Raw genomic sequence first — 18,827 nt, 5'->3', positions numbered from 1 at the left:
CTAATGAAAAAGCCGCTGGTCGTACCGAGCGACGCTGAATTTGCCACTGCCCCGCTGCCTTTTAGCGGGGGCTCTTTTGCGGGCCAAGTGGTGTTGGTCAGTGGCGGCGGCAGCGGCATTGGTAAAGCCACTGCGTGGTTGTTTGCACGCCTTGGCGCCCACCTTATTATTACTGGACGCACCGAGCAGAAGCTCGTCGATACCGTTGCGGCATTGACAGAAGCTGGTTTGTCGGCGAGTTACAAGCTTCAAGATATTCGTGATTACGAAGGCATTGCGGCGATGTACGAAGCCATATACGCCGAATTTGGTCGCCTCGATGTGCTCGTTAATAATGCGGGCGGCCAGTTCCCCCAATCGTCTATCGACTTCTCTAAAAACGGCTGGGATGCCGTGGTTAATAATAACCTCAATGGCAGCTGGTATATGATGCAACACGCTGCGCGCCAATGGCGCGACCGTGGCCTGCAGGGCAGCATTGTGAACATTGTCGCGGTTGTGCCGCGAGGTATGTGCGGCGGCGCTCACACCTGTGCTGCCCGCGCTGGGGTTATACACCTTTCAAAAACCGTGGCGGTGGAGTGGGCGGAATACAATATTCGCGTCAATTGCGTTGCCCCTGGTGTTATTTACAGCGAAGGCATGGGTGCCTACAGCCCCGAGGCCATGAGCGAGTTCGATAAGTCCAACCCTATGAAGCGCTTCGGTACACCTTGGGATATTGCCCAAGCCTGTGTGTATCTCGGTGGCCCTAGCGGCAGTTTCATTACCGGCGAAGTGCTCACCATTGATGGCGGTGGTCAGTTGTGGGGAGATTTGTGGATGCAGGGTAAACCGGATTATTTTAAATAAGTTTTGCCACAGCTTTGGCTGATAATTGGCAAAGGGGTGAGGCGCAAGCCTCGCCCCTTTTTTTATGGGTGGGAGCTTATTACAGCTTCGGCAATGCGCTTAATCGGTTCAACTTGGTTCATGCTGTAAAAATGAATACCAGGTGCGCCGCCTTCCATCAGAATATGGCATAGCTCGCTGACGAATTCGGTACCAAATTCAATAATACTCTGCTGGTCGTCGCCATAGCCTTCTAATTTTTGGGTCAACCAACGGGGTATATCTGCACCGCAATTGCGAGAGAAACGCGCGAGATTGGCAAAATTAGTGATGGGCATAATGCCGGGATAAATCGGCTTTTCGATACCGGCTTTTTCGCAGTCTTCTAAAAAGTAGAAGTAGGCATCGGCATTGAAAAAATACTGGGTGATGGCGCTGTTGGCACCGGCATCCAATTTGTTTTTCAAAAAATTGATGTCAGCTTGATAGCTTTTGGCATCGGGGTGAACCTCTGGATACGCCGCTACTTCAATCTGAAAGTGATCGCCGGTGTGCTTGCGAATAAACTCGACCAGCTCTCTGGCGTAAACCTGACGCGTTGCGCCCATGCCCGAGGGAATGTCGCCGCGCAGCGCGACAATGCGGTCGATGCCCGCATCTTTGTAGTCATTGAGCAGGGTCAGGATCTCTGCTTCTTCATCGCCACCAAAAGACAAATGCGGCGCAACTGAGAGTCCTGCTTTTTTGGTTTCTAAAACAATCCCGCGGGTATTGTCGCGGGTCGAACCGCCAGCGCCATAAGTAACCGAGAAAAACTCGGGGTTTAAAGCCGCCAACTGGCTGCGAGTGTCTTTTAACTTCTCGCGACCGGCTTCGGTTTTAGGCGGGAAGAATTCAAAGCTATATCGGTTTGCCATGATGTAATCCGTAGTGTGTTGGAAGCTTCGAGCTTTCCGTATTTATTAAAGCTGCTAGGCTAAATGCTGGACGAGAGATGGAGACGCTACGACTTTGCGTTTTCCGTCTCCCGTAAAGCGTCTGCCGCCTTAGTATTTATAACTCTCTGGCTTAAACGGTCCTTCAACGGGCACGCCGATGTAGTCTGCCTGAGTTTTACTGAGCTGGGTCAGTACACCGCCGAAACCGGCAACCATGTGGGCGGCAACTTCTTCATCCAGTTTCTTGGGCAGTACTTCTACGGTAATGGCGGCGGCTTTTTGCTCTGGTGCTAAGTCGGCAAAACGCAGTGCATACAGGTGTATCTGCGCCAGCACTTGGTTGGCAAAAGAACCGTCCATGATGCGGCTTGGGTGACCAGTGGCGTTGCCAAGGTTAACCAAGCGGCCTTCTGACAAGAGAATCAAGTGATCGTTAGCGGCCTTGTTGCGGTAAACCAAGTGTACCTGTGGTTTAACTTCTTCCCACTCCCAGTTTTTGCGCATAAAGGCGGTGTCGATCTCATTGTCGAAGTGACCGATATTGCACACTACGCAGCCATTTTTCAGGGCTTTAAGCATATTGGAATCGCAGACATTGACGTTGCCAGTAGTGGTCACCAGCAGGTCGGTGTTGCCCAGCACCAACGTGTTAACACAGGCTTCGCTGCCGTCGTTAACGCCGTTGTTGTAGGGTGAAACCACTTCGTAACCGTCCATGCAGGCTTGCATGGCGCAGATTGGATCGACTTCGCTGATCTTAACAATCATGCCTTCTTGGCGTAATGATGCTGCAGAACCTTTACCCACATCGCCGTAGCCAATAACCAGCGCTTTCTTACCAGACAGCAGGTGATCGGTGCCGCGCTTGATCGCATCGTTCAGGCTGTGACGGCAGCCGTATTTGTTGTCGTTTTTAGACTTGGTTACCGAGTCGTTAACGTTGATCGCAGGTACTTTTAGTTCGCCCTTCGCCATCATTTCTTGTAGACGGTGAACACCGGTAGTGGTCTCTTCTGTGATGCCGTGAATGCGGTCCATCATCTGCGGGTATTTCTGGTGAAGCAGGCCAGTCAAATCGCCGCCATCATCCAATACCATATTGGCTTCCCAAGGCTGGCCATCTTTTAAAATAGTTTGCTCTAGGCACCACTCATACTCTTCTTCAGTTTCGCCTTTCCAAGCAAATACTGGAACACCAGCAGCGGCAATCGCAGCAGCGGCGTGGTCTTGGGTAGAGAAAATGTTGCACGACGACCAGCGCACTTCTGCGCCGAGCTCAACCAAGGTTTCAATCAAAACCCCAGTTTGAATCGTCATGTGAATACAACCCAAAATCTTGGCGCCAGCCAATGGTTTGTCAGCGCCGTATTTTGAACGCATAGCCATCAGCGCAGGCATTTCGCCTTCGGCAATGCTGAGTTCTTTACGGCCCCAAGCGGCAAGGGATATGTCGGCTACTTTGTAATCGGTGAAGGTGTTGCTCATGGTGTATACCTCTATAAGCTAAATGCTGGACGGGAGACGGGAGACGCAAAAGCGCTCATTCGGTACTCGCCCTAAGTCGGTTAATTAGTGCCGCCAGTTTCGCGAAAACGCGTTCAAGGGCTGGCTGCCAATTCTCTTGTTCGTTTATATAGCCTAGTTGTGTGGCTATAATTATTTGCGTTTCTAATTCTGCTAAGGATCCCCTAGCGATATATAGAAAGCGTAAAAAGTCTTTGTCTGATCCACGGGCGGCTCCCTCTGCGATATTGCTCGGAACACTAATTGCTGAGCGTCGCATCTGGCTGATAAGCCCGAATCGTTCATCTTGCGGAAACGCGGCACTGAATTCATAAACATGATGAACCAGCGCGACAGAGTCCTGCCAAACATCCATTCGTATATGTCGCCGCTCCATGGCAACCCTCCAAATAGTTTGAGCGGGTTTAGGCTTTTGCGTATACCGTCTCCCGTCCAGCCTCTCCCGCGCTACAGCGCCGCCTTCAACGCCTCCGCCCGATCCGTTTTCTCCCAGCTAAACGCCGTAGCCGTTTCTGATTTCTCTTCGCCGTTTTCTTTAAAGTTATAGGTCAACTCGTAAGGGTCGCGGCCAAAGTGTCCGTAGGCGGCGGTGGGTTGGTACATGGGGTGAGCTAAGTCCAACATTTTGGTGATGCCGTAGGGGCGCAGGTCGAAGACTTCGCGTACGGCGGCAACCAGTTTGGCGTCGCTGACTTTGCCGGTGCCAAAGGTGTTGATCGAAATCGAGGTGGGTTCGGCAACACCAATGGCGTAGCTCACCTGAATTTCACAGCGGTCGGCAAGGCCGGCGGCAACGATATTTTTGGCAACATAACGGCCAGCATACGCCGCGCTGCGGTCAACTTTTGAGGGGTCTTTGCCCGAGAACGCGCCGCCACCGTGACGGGCCATGCCGCCGTAGGTGTCTACAATAATTTTACGGCCGGTCAGGCCGCAATCGCCAACGGGGCCGCCAATCACGAATTTGCCGGTAGGGTTGATGTGGTACTGGGTGCCAGCGTGGAGTAGCTCAGCGGGAATCACGTTTTTAATAATTTCTTCGCGCACGGCTTCTTGCAGGTCTTTCTGTGAAATTTCTGGGTTGTGCTGGGTAGACAGTACAACGGCATCTACGGCAACAGGCAGGCCATTCTCATAGCGCAGGGTAACTTGGCTTTTAGCGTCGGGGCGCAACCACGGCAGTACACCGTTCTTGCGCAAGTAAGCTTGGCGCTCTACTAAGCGGTGTGAGTAAAACAGCGGCGCAGGCATTAGCGACGGGGTCTCATTGGTGGCGTAGCCGAACATTAGGCCTTGGTCGCCAGCGCCTTGATCTTCTGGGCGGGCGCGGTCAACACCTTGGTTAATATCTACCGACTGCTTGCCGATGGCGTTTAATACCGCGCAGCTGGCGCCGTCGAAGCCAACGTCTGAACTGTTGTAGCCAATGCCGGTGATCACGTCGCGGATGATGTCTTCTAAATCGACATAGCAGGAGGTGGTCACTTCACCGGCAACAATCGCCATGCCAGTTTTTACTAGGGTCTCTACGGCTACGCGGGCGTGCTTATCGCGGGCGATAATTGCGTCGAGCACAGCGTCAGAAATCTGGTCGGCCATCTTGTCTGGATGTCCTTCAGACACCGACTCCGAGGTAAAAATACTGTATTCAGACATATTGGCAATCGTCCTTTGTTAATGGCCGGCGCGGCTTTACGCGCTGTGGCTCGGGGTGTGAAAAGTGTGGGGCTCGGCTTTAATAAACTGCCGAACCTGTACGCGAAATCCATTGAGCTGAGCTAGGTAGGCGGCGGCGCCGTCTTGCAAACCGCTGGCTACGGCCCACTCGCTTAAATCATCGGGTTCAAAACCCAGCCACAAATCGCCGCAGGCGTCACGGGCCCAGCTTTGATCGTGGCGGCACAAATCGGTAACGCAAAATAAGCCGCCGGGCTTTAATAAGCGCGCGGCGTCTTTAAAAATATCGGCCGGCGAAGGCACGTGGTGTAGCACCATATTACACACCACGCAGTCGGCACTATTGGGCGCTAACTGGGCATCGCGGCTGTCGCCTAGCACCATGTCTACGTTGCCAAGGCCCTGTTGGTTTACAAACTCGCCCGCGCGCTTGAGCATGGCCTCGGCATTATCCACCGCCACTACCTTGGCATAGCGAGGTGACAGTTCGGCTAAAAAAGCGCCTTCGCCTGGGCCAATCTCAATAGCGAGTTCACCGCCCTGAGGTTGGCTGCTGCGTAGTAATTCCATGCAACTGTGGCCGTATACATTAAAGGCCACCATCTGTTCTTGCTGCTCGCCAAATTCGCTGGCGTGTTCGGCAAAAAAGGCCCGCGAGCGTTCGGCGCGCTCTACGTAGACTTGCTCCAGGCGCTGTTGCTGGTCGAGGTCTAGCTGCATGAGGTCGGCGCTGCTAAGCAGGGCGTCGTGCAGAGGCGCTAAATCGGCGATCGCGGCGGTGTAAGTGCGCCGATAAAATAGGCTATTGCCTTCTCTGCGCTTGGTAATTAAGCCCGCGGTGGTTAGGGTTTTAAGGTGGTGACTCATCCCTGACTGCCGGCAATCGAGAATGTGGCAAAGCTCTTGAACCGAGTAGGCGTCGCGACTCAATACCCGCAAAACTTGCAGGCGCAGCATATCACCGCCGGCTTTGCAGAGTTGCAATAGGGCATCGTTGCTCGCAGTTATTGCGGTGCTGAGTGGGCTCACTGAGTTCATGCCGCGCAGTGTAGCAGGATTTTTATCTATATCAAAATATATTGATATAGATATTGTCCGGCTTGCGCGTCAGTTTTGCTGGCTGTTTGACGGCTTGGCCGTTGCGAGCGTTAGCGAATGGCTGAATTTAATTCAAAACTGCTGTTTACGCCGTCGCCGAGCAATTGCTCGATTACTGGCATCGCTTGCTCTAGCTGAGCGGCGAGTTGCCACGGCGGATTAATAACAAACATGGCGCTGCCAAACATGCCGTGTTCACCCGCGGGGGCTTGCACGGAGAGCTTGATGTGCAGGTAATTGTCGGGCGACAGAGCTTTTAAGCGGCGGCCTAGATCCTTGGATTCCTCGCGAGGAATCAAGGGGTACCACAGTGTGTAAACGCCATTGGCGAAACGGCGTTGGCTGTCTTTGAGCGCGGCGATGACATTGCGGTAGTCGTTTTTGTCTTCGTAGGGCGGGTCGATTAACACCAGTGCCCGTTTGCTGGGTGGCGGCAACAGGGCTTTTAAGCCAGCAAAACCGTCACTCTCGCTGATGCGCGCGCTGTGGTGAAAACGTTTGCGCAGGTTTTCGTGATCGTTAGGGTGCAGCTCAAATAGATGGGCCCTGTCTTGCTCGCGCAACATTTGCAGGGCAATGGCGGGCGAGCCGGGGTAGCCCTCGGCCTCGCCTTTGCAGCAAGCCTCAATAATATCGAGGTAGCGCTGCAGGGGCGGGGGGAATTCGCTGCTTGCTGCCGCGGCGCGCAATTTGGCAATGCCGCTGTCAAACTCGCGGTTTTGGGCGCTAAAGGCGCTGCCAAAATGGTAAAAGCCGGCCCCCGCGTGGGTGTCGATATACGACACCCCAGTGGGCTTTTGCTGCAAGTAATCTAGGCACAAAACCTGGACTAGGTGTTTGAGCACGTCGGCATGGTTGCCGGCGTGAAAGCCGTGACGGTAGCTGAGCATGATAATAAATCTCGGTTGTTGCTCTGAAAAAGCTCAGCGTTATTTATGGTAATCGACGCAGGTTTTAACTTCGTTGGCGGCGCCGAGAATAACCGGCACCCGCTGGTGAATATGCTCGGGTTGAATGTCGAGTATTTTACCTTCGGGGGTCCACACTTCGCCGCCCGCTTGCTCAACCAAAAAGCCCATAGGGTTGGCTTCGTACATTAAGCGCAATTTGCCCGCTTGCTCTGGCTTGCGGCTGTCCCAGGGGTAGGTGAATAAGCCGCCTCGACACAGAATGCGGTGCACATCGGCGACCATTGCCGCAACCCAGCGCATATTAAAATCTTTGCTCCGCGGGCCGTCTTTGCCGGCGATCAGGTCGCTAATATAGCTTTGCATGCCAGCCGTCCAGTGGCGCTGGTTAGACATATTGATGGAGAATTCTTTGGCGTCGGCGGGAATGCTGACCTCGGCGTCAGTGAGCAGATAGGTGTTGCTGTCTTGATCTAGGGTGAACATGGTCACGCCGTTGCCGGTGCTGAGTACCAGCATGACCGAGGGCCCATACAGCACATAACCTGCTGCAGCTTGATTGCGGCCGGGCTGTAAAAAATCCTGCTCACACACTGGCGCGCTGCCAGTGTGGGGCAGCACCGAGAAGATGGTGCCGACCATGCTGTTAATGTCGATATTCGATGAGCCATCAAGGGGGTCGAAGGTAACTAAATAGCGACCATCGGTGTGGCAGGGCAGTACGTCGGTTTCTTCTTCAGAGGCCACGCCCCGCACGGCGGGTAGCTTGGCTAGCGCGTCTTTGATTAAATCGTTGGCGATAACGTCGAGCTTTTTCTGGTCTTCGCCCTGCACATTTTCAGCGCCGGCAGCGCCGAGTATTCCGGCCAGTGCGCCCTTTGCTAAGGCTTGGCTAATGGTCACGCTGACCTCGGCCAAACCTAAAATGACAGTTTGAAGATCGGCGGTAACATGGTGTTGGGCAAGAAACTCGGGAAGGGTAGATCTGCTCATGCAAGGCATTCCGGTAGCGGGCGACAGCGATCTATTATGCCACCGGCCTGCGCTAGAAGACAGTGAATGGCGCGGGAGCTGGGCTTTGCATTCGGTTTTACAGTGTTTTAAGTTATGACTTTAGCTCACAGCTAGAAATAAATGAGATCAATTGTTCACGGTCGACAAGGAGGTCACCATGAAATTTTCATTCGCGGTATTGGGCATCTTTTTAGTAATAAACCACTCTGCTCGCGCAGCTGATTGGAATGCCTGCCGAGCGCGCAAAGTTGAAGTGGTGCGCCTAGAGCAGGCGCTAGGTGCTGGTAAAAAGCTCAAAGGCTACGCCAGCGGTGCCGCCATGAAAAAGGCGCGGCGCAGCAAAGAAGATTGGCTGTGGAAGCACTGCCGCAGCTATTCACGGCAGTTGCGGGATGTTGAGCGGAGCATGATGTAAAGCGCGAGTGCTTTGCGATTGTGGGCGTGCCGTGGCAAGCTGATTTCTGGATTCCGCCACGTGATGATGTTTATGTTTCTTTCTAAGTCTCGGTCTATGTCCTATTTGCGTCCTTTATTGGTGCTGCCGTGTGTTGTCTTGCTGTTGTTGGGCATGGCGCCGGCCTATGCCAGCGACCCAGTCATTGTGCCAGAGGCGGCAAGCGGTTTTCGAGATAGCCCGACGGTTTACGCGAAGTCGGCCATGGCGGTTACTGCTAACCCATACGCCAGCGAAGCTGCTGTGAAAATTCTGCGTCAAGGCGGCTCAGCCATCGACGCAGGCATTGCCGCACAGCTGGTTTTGGGTTTGGTTGAGCCCCAGTCTTCCGGTATTGGCGGCGGCGCGTTTATGCTGCACTGGGATGCCAAGCACAAACAGCTGAGCAGTTGGGATGGCCGCGAAACCGCGCCGCAGGCGGTCGATGAAAACTACTTTATGCATGCTGATGGCCGCGAGATGGGTTTTTTCGAAGCAGTTATTGGCGGACACTCTGTTGGGGTGCCTGGCGTTGTTGCGATGCTAGAGGCTGCGCACAGGGAGTTAGGTAAATTACCTTGGGCGAATCTATTTACACCCGCTATTGAGCTGGCTGAGGCCGGCTTTATTATTTCGCCACGTCTGCATACTTTGCTTAAAGAAATGCCCAAGGTTGCCGTAAATCCCGCGATTAGCGCGTATTTTTTTGACGAGCAACTTCAGCCCAAGGCCGTTGGCAGTCGTTTAGCCAATCCCGCCTATGCACAGACCTTACGACTGTTGGCAAAAGAAGGTAGTCACGCTTTTTATCGCGGCGCTATTGCCCACGATATCGTCGCCGCGGTGGCGAAGGACCCTAATCGGGCTGGACGGCTGAGCCTTGCGGATTTAAAACAATACCATGCAGTGCGTCGGCAGGCGGTGTGCGCACCCTTTCGAGTTTACCAAGTCTGCGGCGCGCCGCCGCCATCGTCGGGTGGCACCACGGTGCTGGCTATTTTAGGGATGCTTGATGCGTATGAGGCCCGCAGTGGTGCGTTGAAGGGGGTTGGTTTTATGCACGGCTTTATCGAAGCCTCTAGGCTCGCTTTTGCCGACCGCAATCGCTACGTCGCCGACCCTGATTTTGTTGCCGTGCCCAGCGCGGGCTTGGTCGACTCGCACTATTTAAAACAGCGCGCCGATTTGATTCAAAACACGCGCCTTGCGGTGGTTGAGGCCGGCGTTCCGCCGCATGCGCCTAAGGTCAGCGACAGTCGCTCACCGGAGCTACCGTCGACCAGCCACTTTAGTATTGTCGATGCCGATGGCAATGTGATGAGTATGACAACGAGCATCGAAACCGCCTTTGGCTCACGGGTTTTTGTCGGTGGCTTTTTACTAAACAATCAATTGACCGATTTTTCCTTTAGCCCGAAAGACGCTGATGGCAGCAAAATCGCGAATCGCATTCAGCCGGGTAAACGTCCGCGCTCGTCAATGTCGCCAATGATTGTGTTTAAAAATAATCGTCCGGTGTTGGCGATTGGCTCGCCCGGCGGTGCGCGGATTATTGATTATGTGGCAGGCAGTCTTTACCACGTGTTGGCAGAGGGAGACACGATTAGCGCCGCCATTGCGCGGGGGCATATCGTTGCGATGGGCGACACCTTAGAGCTGGAAAGTGGTCGCTTCAAAACCGGCGATAAAAAGCAGCTCAACAAACTCGGTCACCAATTTCGTGAGCGCGACCAAACCAGCGGCCTGCACGGAATTGTAATTAAAAAATCTGGCTTGGAAGGTGCCGCTGACCCGCGCCGTGAGGGGCAGGCGCTCGGGTTTTAAATGTCGCTATACAATGCATTCTTTATGTAACCTCATTCTGAGCTTGATTCAGAATCCAGTGCCGCTGATGAAGTTCACGGTCGCCCCACCAGTGCTGGATCAAGTCCAGCACGACGGTTTATTTGTACTCCTGCCAATACATCAACTAATCTGATCTATTAACCCAGAATTTTGCGCTTTTCTATCAATCAAATGCTTCTATACTTGGCTCATTGAATTTAGCGAGGGAGCCGCAATGCCTGTTAAGAACACCCCAAACCGTTACGGTTGGCTGAGCATCGCTTTGCACTGGAGCATGGCGCTGGCGGTGATCGGGATGTTTGCGCTGGGGTTGTGGATGCGTGAGCTGTCCTATTACGATCCTTGGTATAAAGACGGGCCGGCGCTTCACAAAAGTATTGGCATCGTGTTGTTTGGCTTGCTTGTTGTGCGCACAGTTTGGCGCAATGTGAATATGCGGCCTAACGATGACCCAGCCTTAAAAGTATGGGAACGAATTAGCGCTCACCTCACCCACATTGCGCTGTATTCCTTGATGTTTGCGCTGATGATTGCCGGCTATTTGATTTCCACCGCCGATGGTCGCGCCATTGAGGTGTTCGGCTGGTTTAGCGTGCCCGCCACCTTGCACGATTTGCCAGAGCAAGAAGACATTGCCGGTGAGATTCACGAAATTTTGGCGTGGTGTTTGATTTTGCTGGCCAGCGTTCACGCCTTGGCAGCCTTAAAACACCATTTTATTAACCGCGACTCGACCTTGCTCAAAATGCTGGGCCGTGACGCAGCACTTCACCCCGCACCATCTACTATCAAAAAGGAAGCGAAGGAATGAAACGTTTAATTGCGATTGGTTTTACTGCCTTACTCGGCTTTAGCGGCGCCCTGCAGGCCACGGAATACAAAATTGATAACGCTGGCGCGCACGCTTTTATTAATTTCAAAATTAAGCACTTGGGCTATAGCTGGTTATATGGCCGCTTCAATGATTTTGAGGGGCGCTTTAATTACGACCCAGCCAAACCCGATGAGTCGTCAGTGGACGTGACGATTAAAACCGCCAGCGTTGACAGTAACCACGCCGAGCGGGATAAGCATTTGCGCGGTAAAGATTTCTTGGCGGTAGATAAATTTCCCACCGCCAGCTTTAAAAGCTCAAGCTTTAAAGCGCTGGGCGATGGCAAGGCCGAGCTGAAAGGCACCTTAACCTTGCACGGCGTAAGCAAACCGGTGACCATCGCAGTAAGCGAGATTGGTGGCGGTAAAGATCCTTGGGGCGGCTACCGTCAAGGTTTTCACGGCACAACTCAAATTGCTTTAAAGGACTTTGGGATTGATTTTGATCTTGGCCCTGCATCACAAATTGTGGAGCTGACTTTGGATGTTGAAGGCATTGCCCAATCAATGATGTAAACCAATTGAACTTTTTTAGCGTAGTAGTACTCGAAGATTAGGAATTACCCTCATTCAGTCTCAAACTTTTGGGCCGCTTATAGCGGCCCTTTTTTATGTCTGGAGTTTATAGCGCTATTTTTCGTTTTGGGGTAAATATTTTAGCAGTGCGGTATCGGCGGTGAATTGTGCATCGAGTAGCGAGATTAAGGCGTAGACACCCATCAGTTTGCGCATCACGTATAAAAAATCCTTGGGCGGCAGCGCAAAATACTTGCTGATTGACGCTGCTATCGCACGTTTGGCAATGCGTTTAGGCAGGCCGCTGTCGCGCCAGTGATATTGACCGTTGGCGTTTACTGCGCAGGCCGGCACACTGGCATCGGGGGTGCGCAGGGGCTCGGCGATATCAATGCCAATATCGACAAAATTGTCGAGTACAGTTTTCGGGAAGTGGGCTTTCATAAAGCCCAAACTTAGCGACTTGGCTAAAAACTGCGGCCGATCCCGCTGGTAGGCGGCAATCATCATGGCGCAGAACTCATTGGCAAAGGTGTCGGGTAGCATTCGCATCGCGCCAAAGTCGAGCAATACTAGTTTATCGCTCTGGCCCTTTGGGTCTATGCGCACTCTAAAATTGCCAAAATTGGGGTCGGTTTGCAGGCGTCGCCACTGAAATAGCTCAGTGAGAAAAACATCTAATACCGCGCTGCCCAAACGGTCGCGACGGACTTGGGGCAGGGCAGCCACAGCCGCGGAGTTCACCGAGTCGGCGGCCTCGTAGCTCATGGTCAGAACCCGCCGCGTAGAGTAGGCGGGGTAGCTTTTGGGCACCACAAAGCGATCGTCGCCAGCGAGCGATTTGCCGACAAAATCTAAATCCCTGCGCTCCTGTTCGTAGTCCACTTCCTTGTGGAGCAATAAGCGAATATCGCCAAACCAGTCGTCGATATTACGGGTGCTGGCCAGCAGGCGGGAGATTTTTAGCAAACGCAGCACGGCATTAAAATCGGCATCGATAGTGTCTTCCACACCGGGGTACTGCACTTTTATGCATAATTCTTCACCGCTCGCCCGCAAGCGCGCGCGGTGTACTTGGCCGAGGGAAGCCGCTGCGAGTGGTTCTGGGTCTATCTCTAGCTCGGCTAGGGCACTGGCGCCGAGCTCTTTCTGTAAGACGTTGGCGATGACCGGCCACGCCATGGCTTGGGTATTGTCTTCTAAGTTGTGCAGGGCATCGGCAACTTCGGGGGGCATCATATAGTCGCCATAGGTGGCCATCATCTGGCCAATTTTGACGACGCTGCCCTTTAATCGCCCCAGCTCGCTAACAAAGAAGTCGATATTTTCGGTGCGTTTGGCCAGCGCGGCGTCATCGTTGCCGCTCACTCGCTGCCACATACTCTGGCGCAGCGCACGGCTACCATAACGCAGGCCGAGGGTAGAGAGTGCAAGGCGACGGCCAAAAGCACCAGTTTTAAGCTGGTGAAGCGGTTTATCTGGTGGTTGAGTACTCATGTTTGCCATTGTAATGAATGCGCGTGTTTAACGCAGCATACGCTGCAGCAAGGCGGCTTTTTTATTGGCGCCAGCTATTTGGCATAGCTTAAGTATTAGATTTGGCAATAGCGCAGATGACGCTAATGTCCCTGCTTGTCATACTGAGGCTTGGCGGCAGTATGATTTTATACATTTGGGTAATCGCGATGAAATTTTTAAGAAGTCTGACCTTGATCGGCCCGGGCTTTGTGGTGGCAGCAACGGGACTTGGGGCCGGCGATTTAGTCGCCGCAGCGGTGTCTGGCTCCAGTCTTGGCACGTCCATTATGTGGGCGGTGGTGTTTGGTGCAATCATCAAGCTGGCCCTAAATGAGGGCTTGGCGCGCTGGCAGTTGTGCGCGGGGCAGAGTGTGTTGCGGGGCTGGGCGAACTATTTTCCGCGTTGGGTGAATGCCTATTTCTTTGTATATTTATTGCTCTGGAGCTTTTTAGTGGGCGCCGCCCTAATGGCTGCCTGTGGTTTGGCAGCTAACGCATTATTGCCGCAGTTGTCAGTGAATACCTGGGCGTTCATACATTCATTGCTGGCTCTCATTCTGGTGCTATTTGGTCGCTACAGCTTTTTTGAACAGGCGATGAAGGTTTTAATTTTGTTGATGTTTGCCACTGTGATGGTTGCGGTGTTTAGTTTGGATTTATCCGCTATCAGCTTCAATCAAACACTGCTGGTCGACTCGGCTGATAAAACCCACGGTCGCCTAGTGCTAGCGGTTATTGGCGGTGTTGGTGGCAGTGTTACTTTGTTGTGTTATGGCTACTGGATGAGCGAAAAGGGGTGGTATGACCGCAGTGCGTTGCCCTTGGCGCGAATTGATTTAGTGGTGGCTTATGCGATTACCGCTTTGTTTGGTATGGGGATTATGTTGCTGGCGGCAAAGGCTGCACCGGCCTCGATACAGGGCAGTCAAATTTTGCTGGCCATGGCCGACGAGTTAGGTCGCACCTTACATCCGTTGTTTCGAAATGTGTTTTTGATTGGGGTGTGGGCTGCCGTATTTAGCTCAATGCTAGGCGTGTGGCAGGGGGTGCCGTATTTGTTTGCCGACTTGCTGAGAAACTGGCAGCGTAATGATGATATCGAGCTTGGCGCGCCATCATTGGCTGTTAGTAGTTGGCCTTACCGTGGATTTTTGCTGTATCTGGCTTTGCCGCCTATGCTGCTATTGCTAATGAGTAAGCCAGTTTGGCTGGTCATGTTATATGCGGTTACCGGCGCTTTTTTTATGCCTTTTCTGGCGCTGACTTTATTTTATTTGAATAATCGGATTATCGCGAAAACGCATCGTTACGGCATCGTTAGCAATCTTATGATGGGGCTGGCATTGCTGGTCTTTAGCGCTTTGGGTGTGCAGCACTTTTTTTATTAACTTTGGTGGGGCGCGGAGATATGCAAACCGGCGGTGGGTGCCGGTTTGGTTTTACAGATAAGCACTTTACCGTTTTGGGCTATTTTTCGGTGAGCATCGTCATCAATGCTGCCCAGCTTATTCTGTCGGCATTAGCATCGTAGGCCAGCGGCATTTTGGTTTTCTCGCCAATCGCAGTGGAGCCGGGGTTGGTGAAACTATGTACCACGCCAGGAAAGCTCAATAATTTTAGATCAACGCCGGCGCTGCTCATTTCTTCAACAAAGGCGCCGACTTGGGCTGGTGGTACCATGGGGTCGGCGCCGCCGGTGGCAACCAGTACTTTGGCTTTCACCGTATTGGGCTCGGCCTTGGTTTCACTGCCCAGGCTGCCGTGAAAGCTAGCTACCCCGGCTAAATCAAGTCCGCGCCGAGCTTGGTTCAATACCACTGCGCCGCCAAAACAATAGCCGATGGCGTATAGTTTGTCGGCGGCGACATGGGGTTGTTTGCGCAAAATGGCAACTGCAGCATCAAAGCGGGCATTCATTTTTTCCGGTTCCGCTAATGCGGCGTTCATAAACGCCATAGCATCTTTGGGGTGGTCGGTGCTTTTGCCGGTGCCGTACATATCCACAGCTATCGCAGTATAGCCCGCTTCGGCTAGCTGCTTGGCGCGGCCGCGAGCATAGTCGTTAAGTCCCCACCACTCATGCACGACGACTACCGCGGGGGCTGCCGCGGACTTGGCTGAATCGTGATATAGCACGGCTGAACCGAGCTTGCCGGGTAGGTTTAATTTGCTCTCGATAATCTCGGCATGCAGTGCTGAACTACAAAGTACTGCGGCGCTGATCCATGCAAGTAATTTCATCGGGCTCTCCCTTTATAGGCTGTATTAAAGCTGAGTGATACGGAATATAACGCTAATTTGATGACGGGTGATAGCTAGGCTACGAGAGGTGGTTGGTAAAAATGAACTTGTGGGACAGCTGCTGGCACTGGGGTAAGCAGTGCCTAGCCGGCTTATTTTCGGGCAGGGAAGCGGGCGTTTAAGGCTGCGCTGACGTTGTCGGGGACAAAGCGCGATACATCGCCGCCCATGCTGGCGATTTCCCTAAGTAATGACGACGACACGTAAGACAGTGACTCGCCTGGGGTTAAAAATACGGTTTCAATGCCTGGCGCCAAAGAGCGGTTCATATTGGCTAGTTGGAGCTCGTACTCGTAGTCGGCCACGGTGCGAACGCCGCGCAGAATAATGCTGCAATTTTGTGATTTGGCGAGCTCGACGGTTAAGCCGGTAAAACTGCACACTTCAATATTGGGTACGTGGGCCAGCGCTTGCTTGCACAAATCCATACGTTCCTTGAGGGCAAACATAGGTACTTTCTTTTCGCTATTAGCGACGGCAATGACTACCGTGTCAAACAGCTTGCAGGCGCGCTCAACTAAATCGATATGGCCGCGGGTAATGGGGTCGAAAGTCCCAGGGTAAATAATACGTTTCATGACTCACCGAATCTGCGAGGGGCTGGCATGTCGACGCCAATAGGCATTGGGTCAACGGCGTGGTCTAATTTTAACGCATTAATGATGACGATCATAATTTGGCGATGAGCGGGACATTGGCGAAATTAGGCAGCCTGGCTGCCAGTCGCTCGCTGTGCGGGTAATCTGCAGTGGAAATACCCCCAAAACTCAATAATTTGCAGGCTGACTTGCATATTAATATTGAACTTGCTTCACTAGATAAAATACCGTGTTTTTCGGCGCAATTACTGTTTGCCGTCGTTTTTAGGATTTACGCTTTAAATTCCGTAAGGATGGTATGAGTGGCTAGTTTGTTCTCGCCGCATGGGTAGTTGTATATACTTCGTCGTTACTCACGTGATGGCTTCATCGTTTTGAGCGGAAGTTTTTAGATGCTATCTATACGTTATATAAACTAGCGGTACGAAGTATCGGGCACAGGGAGCGGTCTGTGTGTGCATTTACTCAAACACTAAGGTTTTGATTGGCAATGAAAAAATTTGGATTAGCCTGTGTATTTGGGGTGTGGGCAGCGGGTGGGCAAGCACAATCGTTGGATATCCAAGACTTTGTTGCCGACGCGATTAGTGCGCATCCACTGGTGCTCGAACAGCTTCATATATTTCGTCAAACCAAGCAAGACCAGACCATTGCTAGCAGTGGTTGGCGCCCCAGCGTAGATTTGTTCGCTACCGGTGGTCAGGTCGAGAGTGAGGCGCCTACGGTGCTTAGCTCGCCCTTAGCGCAAGAGAATAATTACTCGAGCGGCCAAGCTGAGTTGTCGATTACGCAAAACTTGTTTAATGGTTTTGATACGGTTAACTTTTCAAATCAAGCTGATGCGAGGGTGCGCGCGGCCTTATTTCATCTTTATGATACTGCCGATAATGTCGCCCTAGAAGCCGTTAAAGCGTATCTCGAGGTGCTGAAGCAGCAGCGTTTGCTTGAGCTAGCACAGGAGAACCTGCGCTCTCATGAAGAAACCCTAAGTAAAATTACCCGCCGCAGCCAGTCTGGCGCTGGCCGCCGCTCGCAGCTAGAGCAAACCGAAGGCCGCGTTGCGCGTGCGCGAGCCGGGCTAATCGCGCAGCGCAATAACCTAGAAGACGCTCTGACTGAGGCGCATCATTTACTCGGCCGCTATATTCAGCCTATTGAACTGCTTGAGCCGAGTTTGCCGGAACACCCTGAATTGAACCTCGATGGTATGACCGACTTTGCGCTTGTTCGGCACCCAGCGATGGCCGTGGCCACCTCTAATATTGCTGCTGCCTTATTCGACGAGAAACGCTCGAAAAGCAAGTATTACCCTAAGCTTAATTTACGCTTGGCTCAGCAGGTAGGGCAGGATCTAAACGGCATTCGGGGTGATACCGAAGAAGCCAGTGTGGCGCTTACTCTTGAATACAATTTTTACAATGGCGGTGCCGACCGAGCCGAGCAAAAGAAAAAAATCAGCGCAGTACATGAGCATCAGCAGTATGCGGTGCGGGTGCGTCGCCAAATTATTAATACCTTGCGTCTTGCTTGGATGGGCGACCGGTCCTTGCAAGAGCAGCTGAGTTATTTGCGTCAGCATGTTATTCAGTCTCAGAAAACCATGGTTTCCTATCAGGAAGAGTTCTTTATTGGTCAGCGCGACCTCATTAATTTACTTGACGCAAAGAATGAGCTTAATAGTGCGCAAAATGCCTATATAAGCGCTTATTATGACTCTTTCGCGGCGCGTTTTCGTATTTTAGAGGGAACTGGGCAGTTATTTGAAGGCCTTGGGTTAAAGCCGATTGTCGAGGATGAAAACCTCCGTGTTGCCCGTATTTCAGCAAAAGGCCGTGATCGATTGCCGCTGAAGGACAATATCGATGGCGATACAGAAATAGATAAGAGTGACCACTGTGATAATAGTCTCGCTGGTATGGTGGTGAATGAGTTTGGTTGCGCTGTGCCGCAGGATAGGTCCGGCCCGGCGGTGCAGCTTGGGAATAGCCCGCCACAGCCGGTAAATGACGCGGTAGCGGTCAACGCGGGTGATGTTGTTGAAATAGGTCGAGCGTCGCTACTGGAAAATGATAGGGATAAAGATGGCGATCCGCTTACAATCAAAGCTTTCTCCCAGCCTAAGCACGGGCAGCTAGCAGTAAATGCAGCCAATAATTTGGTATATCGTCCGGCGGAAGGGTTTCTCGGCAGCGATACCTTTACGTATATTGTTGATGATGGCCAGGCGACGGCGACGGCAACCGTAACCTTGATGGTGGGTGAGCACGCGGCAGTTGATTTCACTAAGGCTTACTACGTGAACTTTGACTTTAATCGGGTGTCATTAACTGCGGAATCAAGAGTGTTGGCAAATCGTATTATTAGTGCGCTACTTGCTAGCCCTCGAGTGCTTGTTGAAATGTCTGCTTATACCGATAGCCTCGGCTCTAGCGGCTATAATCTGCGTTTATCAGAACGTCGCGCTGAAGCTACCAAGCAAATGTTGATTAAAGCAGGAGTGTCGGCCGATCGCATATATATTGCTGGTCGGGGTGAGGATGAGCCTCTAGCCGATAACGCTACAGATGACGGTCGGGCAATAAATCGCCGCGGCGAATTTCGCTTTATTTTGCAAGAGTCGGCTCGGTAATTACCGTGACTATTGGGCAAAATGGACTACGCTAATTAACAATGAGCGAACCTTGTATTTTTCGCGCGTATTGTGTGATGTGTTGGCTTGCGCGAAGGCATATTCCTGCCAAGCTTGGCGGTG

Annotated in this window: 17 protein-coding genes; 7 read left to right on the top strand and 10 right to left on the bottom strand. The window is 52.5% G+C overall.

The features are described from left to right. Window positions 1-3 precede the first annotated feature (3 nt). Window positions 4-852: an SDR family oxidoreductase gene (locus AB4876_RS02835; protein WP_368380135.1), complete on the top strand. Its 849-nt coding sequence runs from the start codon at window positions 4-6 to the stop codon at window positions 850-852. A 62-nt stretch (window positions 853-914) separates the two neighbouring features. On the opposite strand, the gene metF is transcribed toward AB4876_RS02835, so the two are convergent. The 7 genes from metF to AB4876_RS02800 form a co-directional block, all read right to left on the bottom strand. Further along, window positions 915-1,748, bottom strand: coding sequence for a methylenetetrahydrofolate reductase [NAD(P)H] (metF, locus tag AB4876_RS02830; RefSeq protein ID WP_368380134.1), 834 nt, complete (start codon window positions 1,746-1,748; stop codon window positions 915-917). Between the two features lie 129 nt (window positions 1,749-1,877). Then, window positions 1,878-3,254, bottom strand: a complete 1,377-nt coding sequence (gene ahcY, locus AB4876_RS02825) for an adenosylhomocysteinase (RefSeq protein ID WP_368380133.1) — start codon at window positions 3,252-3,254, stop codon at window positions 1,878-1,880. A 55-nt stretch (window positions 3,255-3,309) separates the two neighbouring features. After that, window positions 3,310-3,648: a four helix bundle protein gene (locus AB4876_RS02820; protein WP_301029432.1), complete on the bottom strand. Its 339-nt coding sequence runs from the start codon at window positions 3,646-3,648 to the stop codon at window positions 3,310-3,312. A 92-nt stretch (window positions 3,649-3,740) separates the two neighbouring features. Next, window positions 3,741-4,949, bottom strand: a complete 1,209-nt coding sequence (gene metK, locus AB4876_RS02815) for a methionine adenosyltransferase (RefSeq protein ID WP_368380132.1) — start codon at window positions 4,947-4,949, stop codon at window positions 3,741-3,743. 36 nt (window positions 4,950-4,985) lie between these two features. Beyond that, the gene (locus AB4876_RS02810; protein WP_368380131.1) at window positions 4,986-6,008 is read right to left on the bottom strand and encodes an ArsR/SmtB family transcription factor; all 1,023 of its coding nucleotides are present in this window, start codon (window positions 6,006-6,008) and stop codon (window positions 4,986-4,988) included. A gap of 110 nt (window positions 6,009-6,118) precedes the next feature. Beyond that, window positions 6,119-6,958, bottom strand: coding sequence for a 23S rRNA (adenine(2030)-N(6))-methyltransferase RlmJ (locus AB4876_RS02805; RefSeq protein ID WP_368380130.1), 840 nt, complete (start codon window positions 6,956-6,958; stop codon window positions 6,119-6,121). A gap of 39 nt (window positions 6,959-6,997) precedes the next feature. Further along, entirely contained in the window at window positions 6,998-7,969 is a 972-nt protein-coding gene (locus AB4876_RS02800; protein ID WP_368380129.1) for a class 1 fructose-bisphosphatase, read from the bottom strand. Window positions 7,970-8,147: 178 nt separating this feature from the next. Between AB4876_RS02800 and AB4876_RS02795 the strand changes: the two genes are divergently transcribed. The 4 genes from AB4876_RS02795 (at window position 8,148) to AB4876_RS02780 (ending at window position 11,657) form a co-directional block, all read left to right on the top strand. Beyond that, a complete protein-coding gene (locus AB4876_RS02795; RefSeq protein WP_368380128.1) occupies window positions 8,148-8,405 on the top strand; it encodes a hypothetical protein in 258 nt (85 codons plus the stop codon). Between the two features lie 63 nt (window positions 8,406-8,468). Beyond that, complete coding sequence (gene ggt / locus AB4876_RS02790; protein WP_368380384.1) at window positions 8,469-10,247, top strand: gamma-glutamyltransferase; 1,779 nt, start codon at window positions 8,469-8,471, stop codon at window positions 10,245-10,247. A gap of 235 nt (window positions 10,248-10,482) precedes the next feature. Continuing rightward, window positions 10,483-11,079 (top strand): cytochrome b, encoded by a 597-nt coding sequence (locus tag AB4876_RS02785; protein ID WP_368380127.1) that lies wholly within the window; start codon window positions 10,483-10,485, stop codon window positions 11,077-11,079. Then, the gene (locus AB4876_RS02780; RefSeq protein ID WP_368380126.1) at window positions 11,076-11,657 is read left to right on the top strand and encodes a YceI family protein; all 582 of its coding nucleotides are present in this window, start codon (window positions 11,076-11,078) and stop codon (window positions 11,655-11,657) included. The genes AB4876_RS02785 and AB4876_RS02780 overlap by 4 nt, the downstream gene beginning before the upstream one ends. Window positions 11,658-11,771: 114 nt before the next feature. Here the strand turns inward: AB4876_RS02780 and AB4876_RS02775 are convergent, their stop codons facing one another. Next, complete coding sequence (locus tag AB4876_RS02775) at window positions 11,772-13,154, bottom strand: ABC1 kinase family protein (RefSeq protein ID WP_368380125.1); 1,383 nt, start codon at window positions 13,152-13,154, stop codon at window positions 11,772-11,774. A gap of 188 nt (window positions 13,155-13,342) precedes the next feature. Between AB4876_RS02775 and AB4876_RS02770 the strand changes: the two genes are divergently transcribed. Then, window positions 13,343-14,563, top strand: a complete 1,221-nt coding sequence (locus tag AB4876_RS02770) for an Nramp family divalent metal transporter (RefSeq protein WP_368380124.1) — start codon at window positions 13,343-13,345, stop codon at window positions 14,561-14,563. A 79-nt stretch (window positions 14,564-14,642) separates the two neighbouring features. On the opposite strand, the gene AB4876_RS02765 is transcribed toward AB4876_RS02770, so the two are convergent. Together AB4876_RS02765 and coaD are read right to left on the bottom strand one after the other, a co-directional pair. Beyond that, window positions 14,643-15,416 carry a dienelactone hydrolase family protein gene (locus AB4876_RS02765; protein WP_368380123.1) on the bottom strand — a complete coding sequence of 258 codons (774 nt, stop codon included), beginning with the start codon at window positions 15,414-15,416 and terminating at the stop codon, window positions 14,643-14,645. A 152-nt stretch (window positions 15,417-15,568) separates the two neighbouring features. Beyond that, a complete protein-coding gene (gene coaD / locus AB4876_RS02760; protein WP_368380122.1) occupies window positions 15,569-16,054 on the bottom strand; it encodes a pantetheine-phosphate adenylyltransferase in 486 nt (161 codons plus the stop codon). 511 nt (window positions 16,055-16,565) lie between these two features. Here coaD and AB4876_RS02755 point away from each other — a divergent pair. After that, window positions 16,566-18,704: a TolC family outer membrane protein gene (locus AB4876_RS02755; protein ID WP_368380121.1), complete on the top strand. Its 2,139-nt coding sequence runs from the start codon at window positions 16,566-16,568 to the stop codon at window positions 18,702-18,704. The last annotated feature ends 123 nt before the right edge of the window (window positions 18,705-18,827 follow it).

This window comes from Zhongshania guokunii (assembly GCF_040892635.1).
Classification (GTDB): Bacteria; Pseudomonadota; Gammaproteobacteria; order Pseudomonadales; family Spongiibacteraceae; genus Spongiibacter; species Spongiibacter guokunii.
The sequence above is the reverse complement of the archived record's forward strand: the minus strand, read 5'-3'. Positions and strand labels throughout refer to the sequence as shown.

What these genes read in the sequence shown, in the direction of transcription:
- metK (WP_368380132.1), bottom strand. Translation starts at nt 4,949, where the DNA reads ATGTCTGAATACAGTATTTTTACCTCGGAGTCGGTGTCTGAAGGACAT.
- AB4876_RS02780 (WP_368380126.1), top strand. Translation starts at nt 11,076, where the DNA reads ATGAAACGTTTAATTGCGATTGGTTTTACTGCCTTACTCGGCTTTAGC.
- metF (WP_368380134.1), bottom strand. Translation starts at nt 1,748, where the DNA reads ATGGCAAACCGATATAGCTTTGAATTCTTCCCGCCTAAAACCGAAGCC.
- AB4876_RS02835 (WP_368380135.1), top strand. Translation starts at nt 4, where the DNA reads ATGAAAAAGCCGCTGGTCGTACCGAGCGACGCTGAATTTGCCACTGCC.
- AB4876_RS02775 (WP_368380125.1), bottom strand. Translation starts at nt 13,154, where the DNA reads ATGAGTACTCAACCACCAGATAAACCGCTTCACCAGCTTAAAACTGGT.
- AB4876_RS02770 (WP_368380124.1), top strand. Translation starts at nt 13,343, where the DNA reads ATGAAATTTTTAAGAAGTCTGACCTTGATCGGCCCGGGCTTTGTGGTG.
- AB4876_RS02785 (WP_368380127.1), top strand. Translation starts at nt 10,483, where the DNA reads ATGCCTGTTAAGAACACCCCAAACCGTTACGGTTGGCTGAGCATCGCT.
- coaD (WP_368380122.1), bottom strand. Translation starts at nt 16,054, where the DNA reads ATGAAACGTATTATTTACCCTGGGACTTTCGACCCCATTACCCGCGGC.
- AB4876_RS02800 (WP_368380129.1), bottom strand. Translation starts at nt 7,969, where the DNA reads ATGAGCAGATCTACCCTTCCCGAGTTTCTTGCCCAACACCATGTTACC.
- AB4876_RS02820 (WP_301029432.1), bottom strand. Translation starts at nt 3,648, where the DNA reads ATGGATGTTTGGCAGGACTCTGTCGCGCTGGTTCATCATGTTTATGAA.
- AB4876_RS02810 (WP_368380131.1), bottom strand. Translation starts at nt 6,008, where the DNA reads ATGAACTCAGTGAGCCCACTCAGCACCGCAATAACTGCGAGCAACGAT.
- AB4876_RS02795 (WP_368380128.1), top strand. Translation starts at nt 8,148, where the DNA reads ATGAAATTTTCATTCGCGGTATTGGGCATCTTTTTAGTAATAAACCAC.
- AB4876_RS02805 (WP_368380130.1), bottom strand. Translation starts at nt 6,958, where the DNA reads ATGCTCAGCTACCGTCACGGCTTTCACGCCGGCAACCATGCCGACGTG.
- AB4876_RS02765 (WP_368380123.1), bottom strand. Translation starts at nt 15,416, where the DNA reads ATGAAATTACTTGCATGGATCAGCGCCGCAGTACTTTGTAGTTCAGCA.
- ahcY (WP_368380133.1), bottom strand. Translation starts at nt 3,254, where the DNA reads ATGAGCAACACCTTCACCGATTACAAAGTAGCCGACATATCCCTTGCC.
- ggt (WP_368380384.1), top strand. Translation starts at nt 8,469, where the DNA reads ATGATGTTTATGTTTCTTTCTAAGTCTCGGTCTATGTCCTATTTGCGT.
- AB4876_RS02755 (WP_368380121.1), top strand. Translation starts at nt 16,566, where the DNA reads ATGAAAAAATTTGGATTAGCCTGTGTATTTGGGGTGTGGGCAGCGGGT.